This is a genomic window from Acinetobacter sp. AYS6 (assembly GCF_025630795.1).
Taxonomy (GTDB): Bacteria; Pseudomonadota; Gammaproteobacteria; order Pseudomonadales; family Moraxellaceae; genus Acinetobacter.
Genome location: NZ_JAOTNV010000005.1, coordinates 37,203 through 54,824, shown reverse-complemented (window position 1 = coordinate 54,824; position 17,622 = coordinate 37,203). Strand labels below are relative to the sequence as shown.

General features: G+C 40.3%; 15 protein-coding genes. 6 read left to right on the top strand and 9 right to left on the bottom strand.

Annotation, left to right across the window (positions count from 1 at the left end; all coding sequences use genetic code 11):
• Window positions 1–24: 24 nt before the first annotated feature.
• Both phnW and phnX read left to right on the top strand, forming a co-directional pair.
• Window positions 25–1,212: a 2-aminoethylphosphonate--pyruvate transaminase gene (phnW, locus tag OD757_RS04935; RefSeq protein ID WP_263031526.1), complete on the top strand. Its 1,188-nt coding sequence runs from the start codon at window positions 25–27 to the stop codon at window positions 1,210–1,212.
• Window positions 1,213–1,248: 36 nt separating this feature from the next.
• Window positions 1,249–2,064 (top strand): phosphonoacetaldehyde hydrolase, encoded by an 816-nt coding sequence (gene phnX / locus OD757_RS04930; RefSeq protein WP_263031049.1) that lies wholly within the window; start codon window positions 1,249–1,251, stop codon window positions 2,062–2,064.
• A gap of 225 nt (window positions 2,065–2,289) precedes the next feature.
• On the opposite strand, the gene OD757_RS04925 is transcribed toward phnX, so the two are convergent.
• A complete protein-coding gene (locus OD757_RS04925) occupies window positions 2,290–3,540 on the bottom strand; it encodes an MFS transporter (RefSeq protein ID WP_009391056.1) in 1,251 nt (416 codons plus the stop codon).
• Between the two features lie 61 nt (window positions 3,541–3,601).
• Window positions 3,602–4,753, bottom strand: a complete 1,152-nt coding sequence (locus tag OD757_RS04920; protein ID WP_263031048.1) for an acyl-CoA dehydrogenase family protein — start codon at window positions 4,751–4,753, stop codon at window positions 3,602–3,604.
• Window positions 4,754–5,084: 331 nt separating this feature from the next.
• Here OD757_RS04920 and OD757_RS04915 point away from each other — a divergent pair, with 331 nt between their 5' ends.
• Together OD757_RS04915 and OD757_RS04910 are read left to right on the top strand one after the other, a co-directional pair.
• On the top strand, window positions 5,085–6,302 hold the full coding sequence (locus OD757_RS04915) for a CaiB/BaiF CoA transferase family protein (RefSeq protein ID WP_263031047.1): 1,218 nt from the start codon (window positions 5,085–5,087) through the stop codon (window positions 6,300–6,302).
• A gap of 186 nt (window positions 6,303–6,488) precedes the next feature.
• On the top strand, window positions 6,489–7,334 hold the full coding sequence (locus OD757_RS04910) for an IclR family transcriptional regulator (protein WP_034678384.1): 846 nt from the start codon (window positions 6,489–6,491) through the stop codon (window positions 7,332–7,334).
• Between the two features lie 67 nt (window positions 7,335–7,401).
• Here OD757_RS04910 and OD757_RS04905 read toward each other — a convergent pair whose 3' ends face one another.
• Entirely contained in the window at window positions 7,402–8,211 is an 810-nt protein-coding gene (locus OD757_RS04905; protein ID WP_263031046.1) for an enoyl-CoA hydratase, read from the bottom strand.
• Window positions 8,212–8,499: 288 nt separating this feature from the next.
• Between OD757_RS04905 and OD757_RS04900 the strand changes: the two genes are divergently transcribed.
• Complete coding sequence (locus OD757_RS04900; protein ID WP_263031045.1) at window positions 8,500–9,471, top strand: NAD(P)H-dependent flavin oxidoreductase; 972 nt, start codon at window positions 8,500–8,502, stop codon at window positions 9,469–9,471.
• Window positions 9,472–9,531: 60 nt separating this feature from the next.
• On the opposite strand, the gene OD757_RS04895 is transcribed toward OD757_RS04900, so the two are convergent.
• The 6 genes from OD757_RS04895 to OD757_RS04870 all read right to left on the bottom strand — a co-directional run bounded on the left by OD757_RS04895 (window position 9,532) and on the right by OD757_RS04870 (window position 16,105).
• A complete protein-coding gene (locus OD757_RS04895) occupies window positions 9,532–10,704 on the bottom strand; it encodes an MFS transporter (RefSeq protein WP_263031044.1) in 1,173 nt (390 codons plus the stop codon).
• A gap of 64 nt (window positions 10,705–10,768) precedes the next feature.
• Window positions 10,769–11,611, bottom strand: a complete 843-nt coding sequence (locus tag OD757_RS04890; protein WP_009391028.1) for an IclR family transcriptional regulator — start codon at window positions 11,609–11,611, stop codon at window positions 10,769–10,771.
• Window positions 11,612–11,720: 109 nt separating this feature from the next.
• Window positions 11,721–12,926 (bottom strand): 3-oxoadipyl-CoA thiolase, encoded by a 1,206-nt coding sequence (locus OD757_RS04885; protein ID WP_005069941.1) that lies wholly within the window; start codon window positions 12,924–12,926, stop codon window positions 11,721–11,723.
• A 14-nt stretch (window positions 12,927–12,940) separates the two neighbouring features.
• Window positions 12,941–14,464, bottom strand: coding sequence for a 3-hydroxyacyl-CoA dehydrogenase (locus tag OD757_RS04880; RefSeq protein WP_263031043.1), 1,524 nt, complete (start codon window positions 14,462–14,464; stop codon window positions 12,941–12,943).
• A 61-nt stretch (window positions 14,465–14,525) separates the two neighbouring features.
• On the bottom strand, window positions 14,526–15,287 hold the full coding sequence (locus tag OD757_RS04875; RefSeq protein WP_263031042.1) for an SDR family oxidoreductase: 762 nt from the start codon (window positions 15,285–15,287) through the stop codon (window positions 14,526–14,528).
• A gap of 29 nt (window positions 15,288–15,316) precedes the next feature.
• Window positions 15,317–16,105 carry an enoyl-CoA hydratase gene (locus OD757_RS04870; RefSeq protein ID WP_263031041.1) on the bottom strand — a complete coding sequence of 263 codons (789 nt, stop codon included), beginning with the start codon at window positions 16,103–16,105 and terminating at the stop codon, window positions 15,317–15,319.
• A gap of 311 nt (window positions 16,106–16,416) precedes the next feature.
• Between OD757_RS04870 and OD757_RS04865 the strand changes: the two genes are divergently transcribed.
• Window positions 16,417–17,571, top strand: a complete 1,155-nt coding sequence (locus tag OD757_RS04865; RefSeq protein WP_263031040.1) for an acyl-CoA dehydrogenase family protein — start codon at window positions 16,417–16,419, stop codon at window positions 17,569–17,571.
• The last annotated feature ends 51 nt before the right edge of the window (window positions 17,572–17,622 follow it).

Here is a 17,622-nt window from a genome sequence, read left to right as displayed (position 1 = left end):
TGTCATCTGGTTTAAACCAGATTGATGTATATTGAAATTAACGCGAAAGAAATGAGTAACATTATGAACATGCAACCCCAGCTCGATATGGATTTAGAGAACAAGTATTTGCTTCTGACTCCAGGCCCGTTATCAACATCCGCGACAGTACGCCGTGCCATGCAAAAAGACTGGTGTACGTGGGACCAAGAATATAATTCGCTTGTACAAGATATTCGCTCTCGTCTAGTCAACTTAGCAACCAGCCAACCAGAAAAATATACGGCTGTGTTAATGCAAGGCAGTGGTAGTTTTGCCGTGGAGTCTGTACTTGGATCAGCTATTCCACGTGATGGCAAAATCTTGATTATCAATAACGGCGCATATGGTGCACGCATGGTGCAAATGGCGCGTTGCCTAAATATTGACGTTGTAGAACTGAACTATTTAGAAACTCAGACACCCGATTTACAAGAAATTGAACGTGTTTTAGAAGACAAAACTATTAGCCATGTTGCTTGTGTGCACTGTGAAACCACCACCGGAATTTTAAACCCGATTCAAGACATTGGCCGTTTGGTGAAAGCAGCAGGAAGAATCTGGATTGTGGATGCTATGAGTTCATTTGGCGGTGTGCCAATGGATATGGCTGAGCTTGAAATTGATTTTCTAATTTCAAGTGCAAATAAATGTATTCAAGGTGTTCCGGGCTTTGGTTTTATTTTGGCGAAGCGTGACTGCCTAGAAGCATGTAAAGGTTTGGCACGTTCGGTCAGCCTCGACTTATACGACCAGTGGAACACGATGGAGCAACATAACGGTAAATGGCGTTTTACCTCTCCAACCCATGTGGTGCGTGCATTTTATCAAGCATTGCTTGAGCTTGAGGCAGAAGGCGGAGTTGTTGCACGTTATCAACGTTATCTACAGAACCAAAAAACCTTATCGCAAGGTATGCAGCAACTAGGTTTTGAATTGGTATTAGGTAATCAAGCACCCCAATCCCCAATTATCACCACTTTTCTTTATCCGACAGCCGAAACATTCAGCTTTCAGTCATTCTATGAAACGCTAAAAAAATCAGGCTATGTAATTTATCCGGGCAAAGTCACTGACCTTAACTGTTTCCGTATTGGCAATATTGGCGAAGTTTATGTACAGGACATTCAAGGACTTCTTACTGCGATTGCGAGTTACTGCGAAAGCCATCTAAATCAAGCGGTAACAGCATAACTTTTATTAAAACATTTGAATTAAAGGGAATACACCATGACAACCAACAATACACAAATTCAAGCTGTTGTTTTTGACTGGGCTGGCACAACTGTAGATTTTGGTTCACGCGCACCAATTTTAGCTTTTATGGCTTTATTTAAAGACAATAAAGTTGAAATTACGGTTGAAGAAGCGCGTGCTCCAATGGGTTTAGAAAAACGTGACCATATTGCTGCTGTTTTAAAAATGCCACGCGTGGCAGCTGCATGGCAGGACGTATATGGTCAGGCGGCAACTGAAGCAGATATTGACCGTTTATATAAAGACTTTATTCCTTATCAATTAAAATCGATTCCAACATGTTCGGCTTTAATTCCGGGTGCATTGGCGACTTTTGAAAATATTAAAAAGCGTGGTGCAAAAATTGGTAGTAACACAGGTTATGCATCAATGATGATTGGAAGATTGGTCAAAGATGCTGCCGATCAGGGCTATCGACCAGACTGTATCGTGACTGCCAGCGACGTGAAATTTGGTCGTCCATATCCTGAAATGTTATGGAAAAACCTAATTCAACTCGACGTATCCGACATTAAAACTGTTGTGAAAGTGGATGATACCGTAGTAGGTATTGATGAAGGTTTAAATGCTGGATGCTGGACGGTGGGTCTTGCAGTTAGCGGTAACGAAGTCGGTTTAAGCTTTGACGAGTGGAGTGCATTATCGGCTGATGAGCAGATCATTCTAAAAGATAAGGCTTACCAAAAAATGAATGCGTCAGGTGCGCACTATGTAATTGATAGTGTCGCTGATTTACCAAATGTTTTAGATGATATTGAACGTCGTTTAGGGCAGGGCGAACGACCTTAAATAAATATCCAGACAAATATTTTTTAAGCTTAGCTCCCTTGGGAACTAAGCTTACCTAAAAAATTAAAATGAAGAGTAAATAAACTCTACATATTTGGAAATAAGGAGCAGCCTTGTGAGGTCGCTCCTTATTTCTTTCTAACAATCTAGAACACATGTTTAGATCGTTAGAACCATCACCGCATATAGGCATATGACCTATGTGATGTTTTGTGATGGAATTCTTTACGACTTTTGTGGGTCATATAATTTTTCTTTAATAAATAGGGCCGGTATCACGCCGCAAATCAAATATGCAAACCCCATGACCAAAAAACCTAAACCAATAGAACCGCCTGATGCTAAGAAGCCAATTGTTGCAGGTGCCAAAGCAGCGCCTAAACGACCCACATTGTAAGCACCGCCAATGGCCGTACCGCGAATAGCTGTCGCAAAGCTTTCGGTCATATAAGTTGCGTTTACGCCATAAGGGATGCCGTAGAGGAAACCAAAGGTGACCAGTAAATATAGAATGTTGCTTGGTGAGTTATAAAAGACGATGAGCGGTAGGAAAATAGCAGTACCAATGGCACCAAAGGCATAGGTAAAACGACGTCCTAATTTATCTGCCATCATGCCCGCAAGAACTTTACCTAAAATCATGGCGGTATAGGTGCCCACCATATAGGCAGTCATTTCCTTAAATTTCATACCGAGTTCACTTTCAAGGTATGACGGCATCCAGTTATTTACGCCATAGTAGCCAAATTGTAAAAAGCCCGCTGTTAATGCCCATAAGATAAACATATTGCGGTTTCGTTTATCTTGAAAAATAAGCTTAAATGCTGACGTTTTTTCATTATTTTGAGTAAGACTAGGTTGCTGTAGTCGAGACTGTTGCCAAGCTAAAGGTTCTGGCACAAGAATATGCATGAGAACAGCAATAATGACTGGAATAATCGCAACATAAAACAACATGCGCCAGCCATGATCAGGAATAATCCAGCCTGCAAGTAAGGTTGCAACAATATAGCCTACGGTCCAGCCAGCTTGTAAGGTTCCAAGAACGGTGGTGCGAAAACGAGTCGGTACATATTCAGCCATGAGGGTGTTACAGGCAATATAAAGTGAACCTAAACCCAGTGATGCAAAAAATCTTAAAATACCAAACTGAAGAAAACTTTGGGTAAAGCCAAGCCCGCAAGTTAACAGTGAAAAAATGAGAATAGAAATAACAACAATGCGCACGCGCCCAAATTTATCGCACGCCCATCCTCCAAAAATTCCGCCAATGGCCATGCCAGCCAAAGTAAAACTACCGAGCATACCGGCTTGTACTGAACTTAAACCAAAATCTGCCTTAATACTATTTAAGCTATAAGACAGCATCATCAAATCTGCACCATCAACCAGAAGTGCCAGAAATGCAAAAATAAATGCTATTTTCCACGTATGAGGCTGTATACGAGAAAGACCTTCTTTGTAATTTGTAGCCATAATCCATTACCTACATTTGATTGAAAGCACTTCAAGTCGTTTTAAAGTGCTTTAAATTTGATTAAGACGCATCGCGAATCATATTTCGGGCAATAATCACTTGTTGAATTTGGGTGGTGCCTTCATAGAGGCGGAATAAACGTACATCTCGATAAAAACGTTCAATGGCATATTCACTGATATAACCCGCACCGCCGTGAATCTGTACGCAGCGATCAGCAACACGGCCACACATTTCGGTCGCAAACATTTTTGCGCATGAAGCTTCAGTGCTGACGTTATGTCCCGCATCGCGTAGGCGTGCAGCGTCTAAGACCATACATTTAGCTGCATAAATTTCGGCTTTTGAGTCAGCAAGCATGGCTTGGATGAGTTGGAATTCGGCAATGGGTTGACCAAATTGCTTACGTTCGATGGCGTAATTTAAAGAATCGTCTAGCATTCGTGTTGCTGTGCCGACGCTCAAAGCAGCAATATGCAAGCGACCTTTATCTAGCACTTTCATAGCAGTTTTAAAACCAACACCTTCAACATCACCAATGAGTGCTGAGGCTGGAATACGACAATTTTCAAAAATGACATCACAGGTATGTGCGCCTTTTTGCCCCATTTTTTTATCGCGTTTACCAAGAGAAATACCCGGAGTTTGGCTGTCGACAATAAAAGCAGAAATGCCACCAGCACCTTTAATATCAGAGTTTGTGCGTGCCATGACTGTGAATACGCCAGCGTGCGGAGCATTGGTAATAAAGCGTTTGGTGCCATTTAAAATATAAAAATCGCCATCTTTTACCGCGCTGGTTTTTAAAGAGGCAGCATCAGAGCCTGCATCTGGTTCGGTTAGGCAAAAAGAGCTGATTACTTCACCACGTGCTAAACGCGGCAAGAAAAATGATTTTTGTGCTTCGGTCCCATCAATAATCAGGCCACTTGAGCCAATGCCATTATTGGTTCCAATGAGAGATCGAAAAGCAGGAGAGGTGCGACCTAATTCAAAAGCGACATAGACCTCTTCTTCCATCGTCAATCCAAGGCCTTCGTATTCTTCAGGAATGGTTAGACCAAATAGGCCCAAAGCTTTCATCTGTTCAATGATATTTTGAGGAATTTCATCCGTTTCAGCGACTTCATTCTCATGAGGAATTAATACACCTTCAACAAATTGTCGAATCATATCAACAAGTTGATCTAAGGTTTCCTGATCTCGAATCATAGTCTAGTCCTTTTACTACATACTAAAAACATCAATGTGATGTTCGTAAAATCACCAATATTTGAAGCGATAGTAATCAATGAATGAGCGTAAAACAATATATTTTGAAAATTAATTTCGCATTGCGGTATTTGGTTGTTGATGTGTGATTGGCTAATTTATTGATTTACTTAAGCTATATTTTTTAATGAAAAATCATTATTTCCAGTGAAAAATTAACGTTTGATTTTTAAAAATAGCTGTGTATATTAAAAATATATATCGCTGTGCGAAATTTTAAGTGGATAAGTTTTCCTATAGGAAATGAGTCACAAAATATAGTGGGATGAAGATGGGTGCTTTAAATGGAATTCGGGTGCTTGACTTAAGTCGGGTATTGGCTGGACCTTGGTGTGGGCAGATTCTTGCCGATTTGGGTGCAGAAGTAATCAAAATTGAAAGGCCGAAAGTAGGTGATGATACTCGTTCTTGGGGGCCGCCTTGGATGAAAGATGACTCAGGTCAGGACACTCAAGAAGCGGCTTATTATCAGTCCACTAACCGCAATAAATTATCGGTAGCCATTGATATTGCCAGCCCAGATGGCCAAGAATTGATTAAAGCTCTCATTCAAGACACCGATGTTGTCATTGAAAACTATAAAGCGGGTTCTTTGAAAAAATACGGTTTGGAGTACGAGTCTTTATCTGCCATTAACCCTAAACTGGTGTATTGCTCGATTACAGGTTTTGGTCAAAATGGTCCAAGAGCAGAAGAACCGGGTTATGACTTTATTATTCAAGGCATGGGCGGCCTCATGTCGGTCACGGGTGAACGCGATGATTTGCCAGGCGGCGGACCACAAAAAGTAGGTGTCGCATTTTCCGATTTAGCCACAGGACTTTATTCTACCATTGCCATACAGGCGGCTTTACTCAACCGTCATGTGACGGGTCTAGGTCAATACATTGATATGGCTTTGCTTGATGTTCAAATTGCCACCATGGCAAATCAGGGAATGAATTATCTTTCATCGGGTAATATCCCTAAACGTTATGGTAATGCACATGCCAATATTGTGCCTTATCAAGTGTTCAAAGCTTCTGACCGTGATTTTATTATTGCATGTGGAAATGACAGTCAGTTTATTCAACTCTGTAGAAGTATTGGGTTATCCGATTTACCCAATGATGCGCGTTTTGCCAGAAATGCAGACCGAATCAAACATCGCGATGAAATTATCGGAATTTTACAAACTCACTTTTTAACAAAAACAGCCGATGAATGGGTAGATGCGATTTATGCAGCTAAAGTTCCGGTAGGGGTCATTAATAATTTAGAACAAGCTTTTCAAGAACCACAAGTGATTGCCAGAGAAATGCTGGTCGAGATGAACCATCCTCAACGTAAAAAGTTGAAGGTAATTGGCTCACCAATCAAACTTTCTAGAACACCTGTTGAGTACAAAACCGCACCGCCATTGTTAGGTGAACATACTCAAGTGGTTTTAGGTCGAGTAGTTTCTCCTGAAAAACTAGCCGAACTCAAAGACAAGGGTGTAATTGGGTAAGTGGCTTAAAAGCGGAAGGTTAAAATTATATTTAAAATCAGAAAATAAAATATTTAATCTTTCGCTTTAATGAGTTAAATGAAGTTATCTTTTTGATGCAGACTTAGATGTTTGCTGTTTTGCTATTTATAGAAAAAATAGATTATAATTTTCGCAGTGCGAAACAAAATGTGGATTGGTATGACAATGAATGATGCAGTAGATGCAGAACAGACAGAAAAATTATTAGCGCCTTTAAGACATGAATTATTACATCCGATTGAAGACATGCAGGATGAAAATGATCGCCAATTTATTACTGCATTAGCACGTGGTTTAGAGCTATTACGTTGTTTTACGCCTAAGCATCAGCATTTGGGTAACCAAGAACTTGCTCAAATGACAGGTTTGCCAAAACCAACCATTACTCGTCTTACACATACCTTGTCGCGTTTGGGTTATATCAAACAAGTACCTAATTCAAGCAAATTCCAGCTTTCAGTGGGTGTTCTTGCGTTTGGTTATTCGATGCTGTCTAACGTATCGATTCGCTCTATTGCTCATCCATATATGAAAAATTTGGCAGACTATGCTGGCGCTGCTGTAGCCATGGCAACACGCGATCGTCTGAATATGATTTATCTTGACGTGGTACAAGGTAAAGGCAATATGACCATGCGCCGTCAAGTCGGAACGTATTTACCGATTCATTTAAGTTCGATGGGACGTGCTTGTTTGGCCGCAATGCCTGAAGATGAAAGAGAGTTTTTGCTTGATGCCATTCGTAGCAAGCATAAAGAAGACTGGATTAAAATTAATCGTGATCTAGACAAAGCATTTAAAGACTATCAAGATTTTGGATATTGTTTTTCAATCGGTGAATGGCATAAAGATGTGAACTCGGTTGCTGTTCCACTGATTCATGAACAACATGGTCTATTAGTTTTCAACTGTGGCGGGCCAAGTTTTATTATGAATCGTGAAAAACTCGAAGAAGATATTGCACCACGTCTTTCGCATATGGTGAATAATATTCGTACCGAGATTAGTTAAACGTATCGAATCCACTCATAAAAAGCCAGCAATGATTTTCAAAGCTGGCTTTTTATTAGGTGTATTTTTAGGGTGCTTGCTTGTGAAAGTTCGGTTTTCTTTTTTCTTGGAAAGCGCTTAGAGCTTCTTTAAACTCGGAACCTTGTAAACAATGCGAGAAAATAGTCGATTCATGATCAATACGATTGAGTAGATCATCAATTGGCATGTCTCTTAATAACTTTTTGCTGAGCTGTAATGCTTGGCTTGGTTTATGGGCTAATTTGGTTGCAACGTCTTCAACCACCTCATCAAGCTCAGTTGCTTCAAATATTTCATTCACTAGACCATAGCACTTTGCTTGTTCTGCCGAAAATTTCTCGCCGAGTAAAATAATTTCAGAAGCGCGAGCAAAGCCCAATAGTCTCGGTAGGATGTAACTTGAGCCAGCTTCGGGAACAAGCCCCAAATTCACAAAGGGAAACTGAAAAATAGAGTTTTGACTTGCATATACAAGGTCACAATGTAGAAGCATGGTACTGCCAATACCAATCGCCACGCCATTTACTTTGGCAATAATTGGTTTTGGAAACGTTGCTAAACTTTTTAAGAAAACAATCGAAGAAGGCGGCTCAGTACTTGTTGTATTGCGTGTTTCGAAAGCGTTGACATCATTGCCACTGGTAAATGCAGCTCCCTCACCAGTAAGTATAACCACGTGAACGTCTTGATTGGTTGCAGCCTCATCTAATGCCAGACTTAGCGTCGCATACATTTCATAGTTAATTGCATTCTTCTTGGCAGGATTGCTCATCGTTAGCGTTAATATAGTGTTATCTAAATGCTGTTGAATTGTGCCTGTTATCAATTTATTTTGACTCTTATCATCCTGTTGCATCGTTTATTCCTTTTAATTAACTATTTGAAAAATATTTGCTTTATGGTTGATTTAAACCAAATATTTGCATACAAATTTCTGACTAAGACTTTAAATTCAATAATGTGATGCTATCTAAAAATAATTCCGTTATCAATTATTTTGTTTTATATTGTGGTATATAATTTTGTATTGTGAAATTTTAGGCTTTTGGAAGTTTAAAAATGTTTACAGGATTTATGAATAAATGAGTATCTAGCCCTGCTAAGGAAATGAGAAGCTAGCTATAAAACAGTGAGTAGAAATAATATGAAGACCAAAATTACAGAATTATTTGAAATTGAACATCCGATTATTCAAGGTGGAATGCATTATGTTGGTTTTGCAGAGCTTGCAGCTGCGGTTTCAAATGCCGGTGGATTAGGCATTATTACGGGTCTGACTCAGCGAACTCCTGAAAACTTAGCAAAAGAAATTGCCCGCTGTCGAGAAATGACTGATAAACCTTTTGGGGTAAATTTAACTTTCTTACCGACAGTAAATACACCTGATTATCCGGGTTTCGTAGAGGCAATCATTAAAGGTGGCGTAAAGGTGGTTGAAACAGCAGGGCGTAATCCTGAACAAGTCATGCCATATTTAAAAGCTACTGGTATTAAAGTAATTCACAAATGTACTTCGGTTCGACATAGCTTAAAAGCTCAGAAAATTGGGTGCGATGCAGTTTCTGTAGATGGTTTCGAGTGTGGTGGCCACCCTGGTGAGGATGACGTACCAAACATGATTTTATTACCTTTAGCTGCCGATGCACTGGAAATTCCGTTTGTTGCCTCAGGTGGTATGGCAGATGGACGCTCACTCGCTGCTGCATTAGTGATGGGAGCCGATGGAATTAACATGGGAACGCGTTTTATTGCGACTCAGGAAGCTCCCGTACATGCAAATGTGAAACAGGCGATTTTGAATGCAACCGAACGGGATACGCGTTTAATTATGCGTGCTTTGCGTAACACTGAACGTGTCATGAATAATGCTGCTGTAGAAAAAATCGTGGCAAAAGAAAAAGAACTCGGCGATAACATTAAATTTGAAGATATTATTGAAGAGGTTGCAGGCGTCTATCCAAAAGTCATGATCGATGGTGATGTCAATGCGGGTGCATGGTCGTGTGGGTTGGTGGCAAGCTTGATTCATGATATTCCGACATGCGATGAACTGGTTAGCCGAATTGTCAAAGAGGCAGAAGATATTATTCGTGGACGTTTATTAGGGCTTTTATAGGACTTAATCTAGCTCCTCTAATTAACTATTAGCCTAATTTATATAAGATCAGCACAAGTTTTAATTGTGCTGATTTTTTGCATCACTCACACAATAATAAAGACATAAAACGGCAAAAATTAAGCCTAAAATACATACACCTGTCCATCCGAAGTGTTTCCAAGCGTAGCTTCCTGCCGTTGTGCCTAAAGCTCCACCTGCAAAGTAACCTGTCATATAAATTGCGTTAAAACGTGAGCGTAATTCTTGATTAAGTTTAAATACAATACTTTGGTTGGTGACATGTACAGCAGAAAGAGAAGCGTAAAGAATGAGTAAAGCAATAATGTAAAAAGCGAAATGGTAGGGTAAAAGTGAAAAAAGAATCCAACTTACAATAAGCCCAATGCCGCAAAAAATCGAAATTTTATGAATATAGCCCTGATCAATAAATTTGCCTGAAAAATTAGCAACGAAAGTTCCTAACACGCCAACAAAACCGAAAAGGCCAATGGTAAAGTCACTAAAAAAATAGGGCGCTGGAGCCAGAAGCAACGACATGGTGGTAAAGGTTAAACTTACACAAGCAAATGTAAAACTACCAATGTAAGTTCTGGTTCTTAACCGATGATTTTGAATAAAAATCTGTGGTAAAGAACGAATAGTTTTCGCATAGTTTTCAGATTTGGTTGGTGGAAATAACCCGATATTACGATGCAAAATAATGGCAATGATGAGTAATAGAAAACCACTGACCAGATAAATAATATTCCACGCAAAAAGCGTAGACATTAACCCTGAAAGGGAACGGGCGAGTAAAACACCCATCATCAGCCCACTCAGTAGAAAGCCAACAACACGGCCGCTTTGTTGAATCGGAACCAAACTTGCAGCAAGCGGTAATAACAGTTGAGCTGAACTTGAAAATAGACCAGTAATGACGGTGCCGAGTAGTAAAAGATAAATATTGTGCGAAAAACCGCTAATAATTAATCCGCTTGAAGCCAATAACATAAAGATAAAGAGCAGTTTGCGTTTTTCTATTATGTCCCCTAAGGGCATTAAAAAGAGTAAGCCACACGCATAGGTGATCTGCGCTAAAGTAGGCACCCATGCTGTAGTGGTTTCAGTTAAATTTAGGCTTAGACTAATTGAATGAATGAGCGGCTGGCTAAAATAATTTCCGCCCGTACAAATGCCTGCTGCAACTGCCATTAAAATAATGGTTGGGGTATAGAGTGCGTTTTTCATCATGCCTATAGTCACAATGAAAGTGGAACTTTAATCAACACAACCATGACTGTTTTAAAGAAGGTTGTTAGTGCGTTTCATTCAAAGCATCTTGAATATTGTGCACCATATGAATTAAACGTGGTCCAATTTCACCTTCGAGTTTTTCCGGATTTAAATGAAAACTTGGCGCACCACAGTTAAAAACATAAAGACCATGTTTGGAGCTGACCAAAGGCACAGCCACTGAGTTCACTTCTTTATGCCACTCGCCTAAAGACAAACAATATCCATAATCTTGGTAATCACGGAAAGCTCGTTCTAAAGAGCGTTTTATGGCTGGCCAGTTTTCTGGGTTCTTTTGTTTCAGTGCATCGAGTAGAAAGTTGCGCTCACGTTCAGGAGTAGCAGCTAAGCAAGCTCGTCCCATTGAACTACTATGCAGTGGCAACGTTGAACCAATTGGGCGACGCATATTTAATGCAGTTTCAATTTGCACAACATCGATATACACCATATTTAATCGGTCACGTGTTGCCATCGCCACAGGCGCTTGAACATACTGACTCAACTCTTCCATATATTGATGAGCAATATTACGGATGGAGATGTTAGATAATGCTGCATATCCTAAAGATAAAACGCCAATATCTAATGTATATTTGGTCGAGTTAGGCAATTGTTTTAAATAACCTAATGACACAAGGGTATTGGTAATACGTGCAATGGTCGGTTTAGGTAAACCTGTCATTTTTGCTAATTCTTGGTTACCAAGAACCTGATTATTTGCAGAAAAGCATCTTAAAAGTTCTAAACCGCGCGCTAAAGAAGCAATAAATTGTGGGTTATTTTCCCGATGTATATGCGAAATAGGATCTAAACGTATCTCATCAAAATTTATTGGTTTTTCAGTTTCCGTGTTTTGAGACATTCGATCCTCAAATATAATTAAAGCAATAGTTTTGCCATTATATTTCGCTCTGCAAAATAAATCCATTCATCACTGCGCTGTTGTGATGAATGGATATCTGGATCAATGGTTATGAAACGTTTTCAATCACCATCGCAAGACCTTGACCAACACCAATACAGAGGCTTACCACTGCATATTTCTTTTTACGGCGAATTAACTCGCGAGCTACTGTTAAGCTAAGGCGAGCACCAGAAGCTCCAAGTGGATGACCAACAGCAATCGCGCCACCGTTTGGATTTACGCGTGGGTCGTTAAAATCAACATTTAAGCCTTTTAAGCAAGATAAAACTTGTGAAGCAAAGGCCTCATTAATTTCGATAATATCCATGTCATCTAAAGTAAGCCCAGCACGCGCAACTGCTTTTTTTATGGCTTCGATCGGGCCAGCACCCATAATGCGTGGCTCAATACCCGCAGCTGCTGCTGACAAGATTTTTGCCATTGGTTTTAGGCCATATTTTTGACCTGCTGCTTCTGAACCAATCAAGAGGGCTGCTGCACCGTCATTAATCCCTGAGGCATTACCAGCAGTGACCACGCCACCTTCAAAGAGTGGTTTTAACTTTGTGAGTGCTTCAACCGTTGAGCTTGGGCGAGGGTGTTCATCTTCTGAAACGAGTTTAGGGGGTAATTTTTTGCCTTGGAAAACCTCAATTGGAGTAATTTCATCGGCAAAGAAACCTTCTTCTTTGGCTTTTTGATATTTAGCTTGTGATTGGGCTGCAAATAAGTCTGCTTGCTCACGACTAATACCAAAATCGGCTGCAACGTTATCGCCCGTTTCAGGCATTGAATGACCACCGTACTGCGCAATAATTTTTTTATTTGGAAAACGAGAGCCAATCGTGGTGTCATAAATTTTTGCATCACGGCTATAAGCACTTTCTGCTTTACCCATTACAAAGGGTGCACGTGACATACTTTCTACACCACCTGCGATATAAAGCTCGCCTTCACCACAAGTAATGGCGCGTGCTGAGTCAATTACTGCACCTAAACCACTGGCACATAGACGGTTTACAGTTTGGCCCGGCACAGTAACAGGTAAACCAGCAAGTAATAATGCATTTCGTGCCACATTACGACTGTCTTCACCTGCTTGATTGGTATCACCTAAGATCACATCTTCAATATCAGCACCCGGAACACCAGTTTTTTCTAGTAGTTTTTGAATGACAGTTGCGGCTAAATCATCAGGGCGAATTGAGGCAAGTTCACCTGCATGACGGCCAAATGGACTACGTAAACCATCATAGATATATGCATTTAACATTGAGAAATTCCTTTTCAAGACTCGTGAGTAAAAGTAAGAGGTAAATGAAGTGCGACACGGCGCTGTAACCAAGGGCTAGGGCGGTAACGTGGGTCATGCGTAAGCGCTGTTATACGGTTCAGAATGAGTAAGATTTTTTCGCTGCCGACTTGATCACCCCATTCAATTGGACCAAATGGATAACCTAAGCCCAGACGTACTGCGGCATTAATATCATCTACAGTGGCAACATTTTGCTGCGCAATATCACAGCCTAAATTAATGACCATTGCTAAAACACGCTGTGCAACAAAGCCAATACTTTCATTAATCATACTCACTAGATTTCCATCTAAATTGAAAATAGAGTGAGCGGCTTGTCGGTATTCAGGTTTGGTAATAAGTGATGGCATTAAGGTTCGATGCTTTGCAATGCCATAAAGCATGTCTATAGCAACAGCTTGCGCAGGATTAACCCCAAGGCGAGTAACCGCTTGAGTTGTGTCTTCACCGTAACAAGCAAGTAAACATAAGCTATCTGTTTGGGGGGCGGTGGTGGTGTCTAGGGCAATATTTTGCTGAGTTAAATAATCTTCGAGCTGTTTTTTATCTTCAGGGAAATCTGCCGCAATCCAAACTTTTGGATATTGAGCTAAACGCTCTACAAACTTGGCAGGTTGTTCACCTGTTTTTGAACCGGTTTCATAGTTATAAAAACCTTGATTAACCTTACGTCCAAGTTGCTTGGCATCTAGCATTTGTTTGGTCAGTGGGTTTGGTTTGTAGCGGGCTTCTTCATAGTACTGGTGATAAATAGATTCCATAACTGGATGAGAAACATCAAGACCAGTTAAATCGAGTAATTCAAAAGGACCCATTCTAAAACCAACGCCGTCACGTAAAATTCGGTCAATTTCACTGATGTCGCAAACGTTTTCATTTAAAATTTTGAGCGCTTCGGTTCCATAAGCCCGACCTGCATGATTAATAATAAATCCAGGAGTGTCTTTTGCCACAACAGGGCGATGACCAAATGCGCGAGATAGATCATTTAGGGCATCAATAATAAGTGGGTCAGTCTTTAAACCACGAATGACTTCGACCACTTTCATGAGTGGAACTGGGTTAAAGAAGTGATAGCCCACAACCCGTTCAGGCTTTTTGCAGTTTGCAGCAATCGCTGTAATAGAAAGAGAAGAGGTGTTTGAGGCTAAAATGGCATTGTCTGAAACGACGTCTTCAAGCTGTTGCATCAAGCTTTGTTTGATATCGAGGCGTTCAACAATTGCTTCTACAATCAGGTCGCAATTTTTTAAATCTTCAATTTGATGAGCAACAATTAAATGGCTATTTGCTAGAGCAGCTTGCTCAGATGTAATTTTATTTTTGTCGACTAACTTTTGAAATGTGGCAGCCAGTTTTTCTTTAGCCTGTTCTGCTGCACCTGCTTTAGCATCATATAAATAAGTGGTATGACCTGACTGCGCAGCAATTTGAGCAATGCCACTGCCCATAATACCGACACCAATCACAGCCATGCTTTTAATATCATAAGTCATGTCGATCATCCTGATGATTAATCTAAATTTGAAATTAAACGAAAAAATAGGGTTGGGTGATTTAGCTTAAGCACTGTTTATCACCATCAATGGGTAAGATTTGACCTGAAATTGAGCGACCACTATCTGACGCTAAAAATAGGCATAAATCTGCAATATGCTTTGGATTAACAAAATATTTGAGCGACTGATTTTTCAGTGCGTTTTGAGTCACTTCTTCAAGTGAGGTATGGGCTACATCGGCACGGGCCTGTAATACGCGTTGAACCCGATCACCATCTACTGCACCCGGAAGAATAGCGTTAACCCGAATATTGTCTGCACCGAGTTCCATAGAAAGCGTTTTGGTAAAACCGATCAGTCCCCATTTTGAGGTGGAATAGGCCAAACGGTATGGATAGCCTAAGCGGCCAGCAATAGACGACATATTAATAATCACGCCTGCCTGTGCTTGCTTTAAATAGGGAATGGCTAACTGGGTAATTAAAAAAGTGCTATTCAGGTTTAAATTAATGACCGTATTCCAGTCTTCAAAACTTAGCTCATCTGCGGCAATGGTCGGGCCTGAAATGCCTGTGTTATTGACTAAAATATCAATACCGCCAAGTTTCTGAGTTGCTTCGCTAAACATCAGCTTAATTTGCTCATGATCAGCCAAATCACATGTGTAGATATGCAGCTTTGGATAGTCTTTCTGAAACTGTTCTAAACTTTTAGTACTAATATCACAAACGAAAACTTCATCGTTATTGTTTAAAAATGCTTCGGCAATGCATCGTCCAATCCCTGAACCACCTGCACTAATCAATACTTTTCTGGTCATGTTCATTCCCTTGTTATTATCTTTTTAAATTATTTACCTTGATAAGATGGTTTACGCTTCTCGATAAAAGCTTGAACACCTTCATTTTTATCTTCGGTAGAAAACAGCAACTGGAATGCTTTTCGTTCTAGCGTTAAGCCGGCATTTAATGGAACATCTTCACTCATCAGCGCAACTTCTTTAATTTGTTGCAGGGCGATAGGAGGCATTTTTGCTAGGCTTTGCGCCATTTGGATGGCAGTTGGAATCGTCTGGTCGTCTTCTGTGACTTGTGAAACAAGACCAATGATATAAGCTTCTTCGGCTTTCACCATAGCACCCGTCATAATCATGCGCATGGCATGAAATTTACCAACCGCACGGAATAAACGTTGTGTACCACCAGCACCAGGCATTAACCCGACTTTAATTTCGGGTTGGCCAAAGGTTGCTCCTTTACCTGCAATAATAATGTCGGCATGCATTGCCAATTCGCATCCGCCACCCAATGCATAACCATTTACAGCAGCAATCACAGGTTTAGGACATTGGGCAATTGCGTTCCAATAACGTTCGGTATGACGCAATAGCATTTCTGTTGAAGTTGCGTTTGCCATTTCTTTTAAATCTGCACCTGCGGCAAAGACTTCTTCACCACCTGTGAGCACAACTGCATTGATCTCATCGTTAAAACTTAATTCGGTAAAAGCTTGAGCTAATTGTTTGCGAACTTCTGTATTGAGTGCATTTTTAGCTTCAGGTCTGTTTATTTTTACAATCGCTATTTTTTGAATAGAAAAGTCGATTTCTACGAAATTGTTCCCTGTTATTCCACTCATTTTTGATTTCCTTGTTTCGCATGTCAAAACTATATTCCTTTTATGATGCTTATTTTGGAATTTATTTCAAGTCTTATTTGGTTTGATAGAGCTATTAAAAGCTTAATTGAATTGTAAGTCTTTGATATTTCGGGGTGACTCATTTTTAAATTTCGTTAAACGAAATTAATTTTCAAAAAAGCTTGAAATTTGTATTTTTGTTCTCGTACTATGAAACACATCCGCAGTAAACAAGATTTAAAACATGGTATCCAGACAAGCTGGAGATGGCTGATGGGTACGATGGAAATACATAAAAAGGGAGATCACAGATGATCCGCGATGAAGGGATGTTGGAGCAATTACTTTCAACAATTCGAGATTTTGTAAAAAATGAATTGATCCCTCGTGAAAACGAAGTGGTAGAGAAAGACAAAATTCCGGATGATATTGTGCAGCAGATGCGTGAGCTGGGTTTATTCGGCCTTACAATTCCCGAAGAATATGGTGGCCTAGGCATCACTATGGAAGAAGAAGTCAGAGTTGCATTTGAACTTGGGCAAACTTCACCGGCTTTTCGTTCTTTAATTGGTACTAATAACGGTATTGGCTCAAGTGCAATTTTGATTGATGGCACAGAAGAGCAAAAGCAAAAATATTTACCGCGTTACGCGAGCGGCGAAATTATTGGTTCATTTTGTTTAACCGAGCCTGAGTCTGGTTCTGATGCTGCATCTTTAAAAACCAGTGCCGTAAAAGATGGCGGTTTTTATGTATTAAACGGCACCAAACGTTTTATTACCAATGCACCTCATGCTGCAACTTTCACTGTAATGGCTCGAACGAATCCTGAAATTAAAGGGTCAGGTGGTATTTCAGCTTTTTTAGTTGAAGCGAATACACCGGGCATTACATTGGGAAAAATTGACCAAAAAATGGGGCAAAAGGGTTCACATACGTGCGACGTGATTTTTGAAAATTGCCGTGTGCCTGCCTCTGCACTGATCGGTGGGGTAGAAGGTGTGGGTTTTAAAACGGCGATGAAAGTGCTTGATAAAGGGCGTTTACACATTGGCGCATATAGCGTGGGTGTTGCTGAACGCATGTTAAATGACGCACTTCATTATGCAATTGAGCGCAAACAGTTTGGTCAGCCTATTGCAAACTTCCAGTTGATTCAAGCGATGCTCGCCGACTCAAAAGCTGAAATTTATGCGGCTAAATGTATGGTTTTAGATGCAGCCCGTCGCCGTGACAATGGTGAAAACATTAGTACAGAAGCATCGTGCGCCAAAATGTTTGCAACCGAAATGTGTGGCCGAGTTGCTGATCGCTGCGTACAGATTCACGGTGGTGCAGGGTACATCAGTGAATATGCCATTGAACGTTTTTATCGAGATGTACGTTTGTTCCGTTTATATGAAGGAACCACGCAAGTTCAACAAATTATTATTGCCAAAAACATGATTAGGGAAGCTACTACCTAATAAAAAACAAATGCCATGAGGCATTGGATGCCTCATGTTCCTTCTGAGGAT

What these genes read in the sequence shown, in the direction of transcription:
- phnW (WP_263031526.1), top strand. Translation starts at nt 25, where the DNA reads ATGTATATTGAAATTAACGCGAAAGAAATGAGTAACATTATGAACATG.
- OD757_RS04920 (WP_263031048.1), bottom strand. Translation starts at nt 4,753, where the DNA reads ATGATTCGAGATCAGGAAACCTTAGATCAACTTGTTGATATGATTCGA.
- phnX (WP_263031049.1), top strand. Translation starts at nt 1,249, where the DNA reads ATGACAACCAACAATACACAAATTCAAGCTGTTGTTTTTGACTGGGCT.
- OD757_RS04885 (WP_005069941.1), bottom strand. Translation starts at nt 12,926, where the DNA reads ATGTTAAATGCATATATCTATGATGGTTTACGTAGTCCATTTGGCCGT.
- OD757_RS04880 (WP_263031043.1), bottom strand. Translation starts at nt 14,464, where the DNA reads ATGACTTATGATATTAAAAGCATGGCTGTGATTGGTGTCGGTATTATG.
- OD757_RS04910 (WP_034678384.1), top strand. Translation starts at nt 6,489, where the DNA reads ATGAATGATGCAGTAGATGCAGAACAGACAGAAAAATTATTAGCGCCT.
- OD757_RS04905 (WP_263031046.1), bottom strand. Translation starts at nt 8,211, where the DNA reads ATGCAACAGGATGATAAGAGTCAAAATAAATTGATAACAGGCACAATT.
- OD757_RS04875 (WP_263031042.1), bottom strand. Translation starts at nt 15,287, where the DNA reads ATGACCAGAAAAGTATTGATTAGTGCAGGTGGTTCAGGGATTGGACGA.
- OD757_RS04870 (WP_263031041.1), bottom strand. Translation starts at nt 16,105, where the DNA reads ATGAGTGGAATAACAGGGAACAATTTCGTAGAAATCGACTTTTCTATT.
- OD757_RS04895 (WP_263031044.1), bottom strand. Translation starts at nt 10,704, where the DNA reads ATGATGAAAAACGCACTCTATACCCCAACCATTATTTTAATGGCAGTT.
- OD757_RS04900 (WP_263031045.1), top strand. Translation starts at nt 8,500, where the DNA reads ATGAAGACCAAAATTACAGAATTATTTGAAATTGAACATCCGATTATT.
- OD757_RS04915 (WP_263031047.1), top strand. Translation starts at nt 5,085, where the DNA reads ATGGGTGCTTTAAATGGAATTCGGGTGCTTGACTTAAGTCGGGTATTG.
- OD757_RS04890 (WP_009391028.1), bottom strand. Translation starts at nt 11,611, where the DNA reads ATGTCTCAAAACACGGAAACTGAAAAACCAATAAATTTTGATGAGATA.
- OD757_RS04865 (WP_263031040.1), top strand. Translation starts at nt 16,417, where the DNA reads ATGATCCGCGATGAAGGGATGTTGGAGCAATTACTTTCAACAATTCGA.
- OD757_RS04925 (WP_009391056.1), bottom strand. Translation starts at nt 3,540, where the DNA reads ATGGCTACAAATTACAAAGAAGGTCTTTCTCGTATACAGCCTCATACG.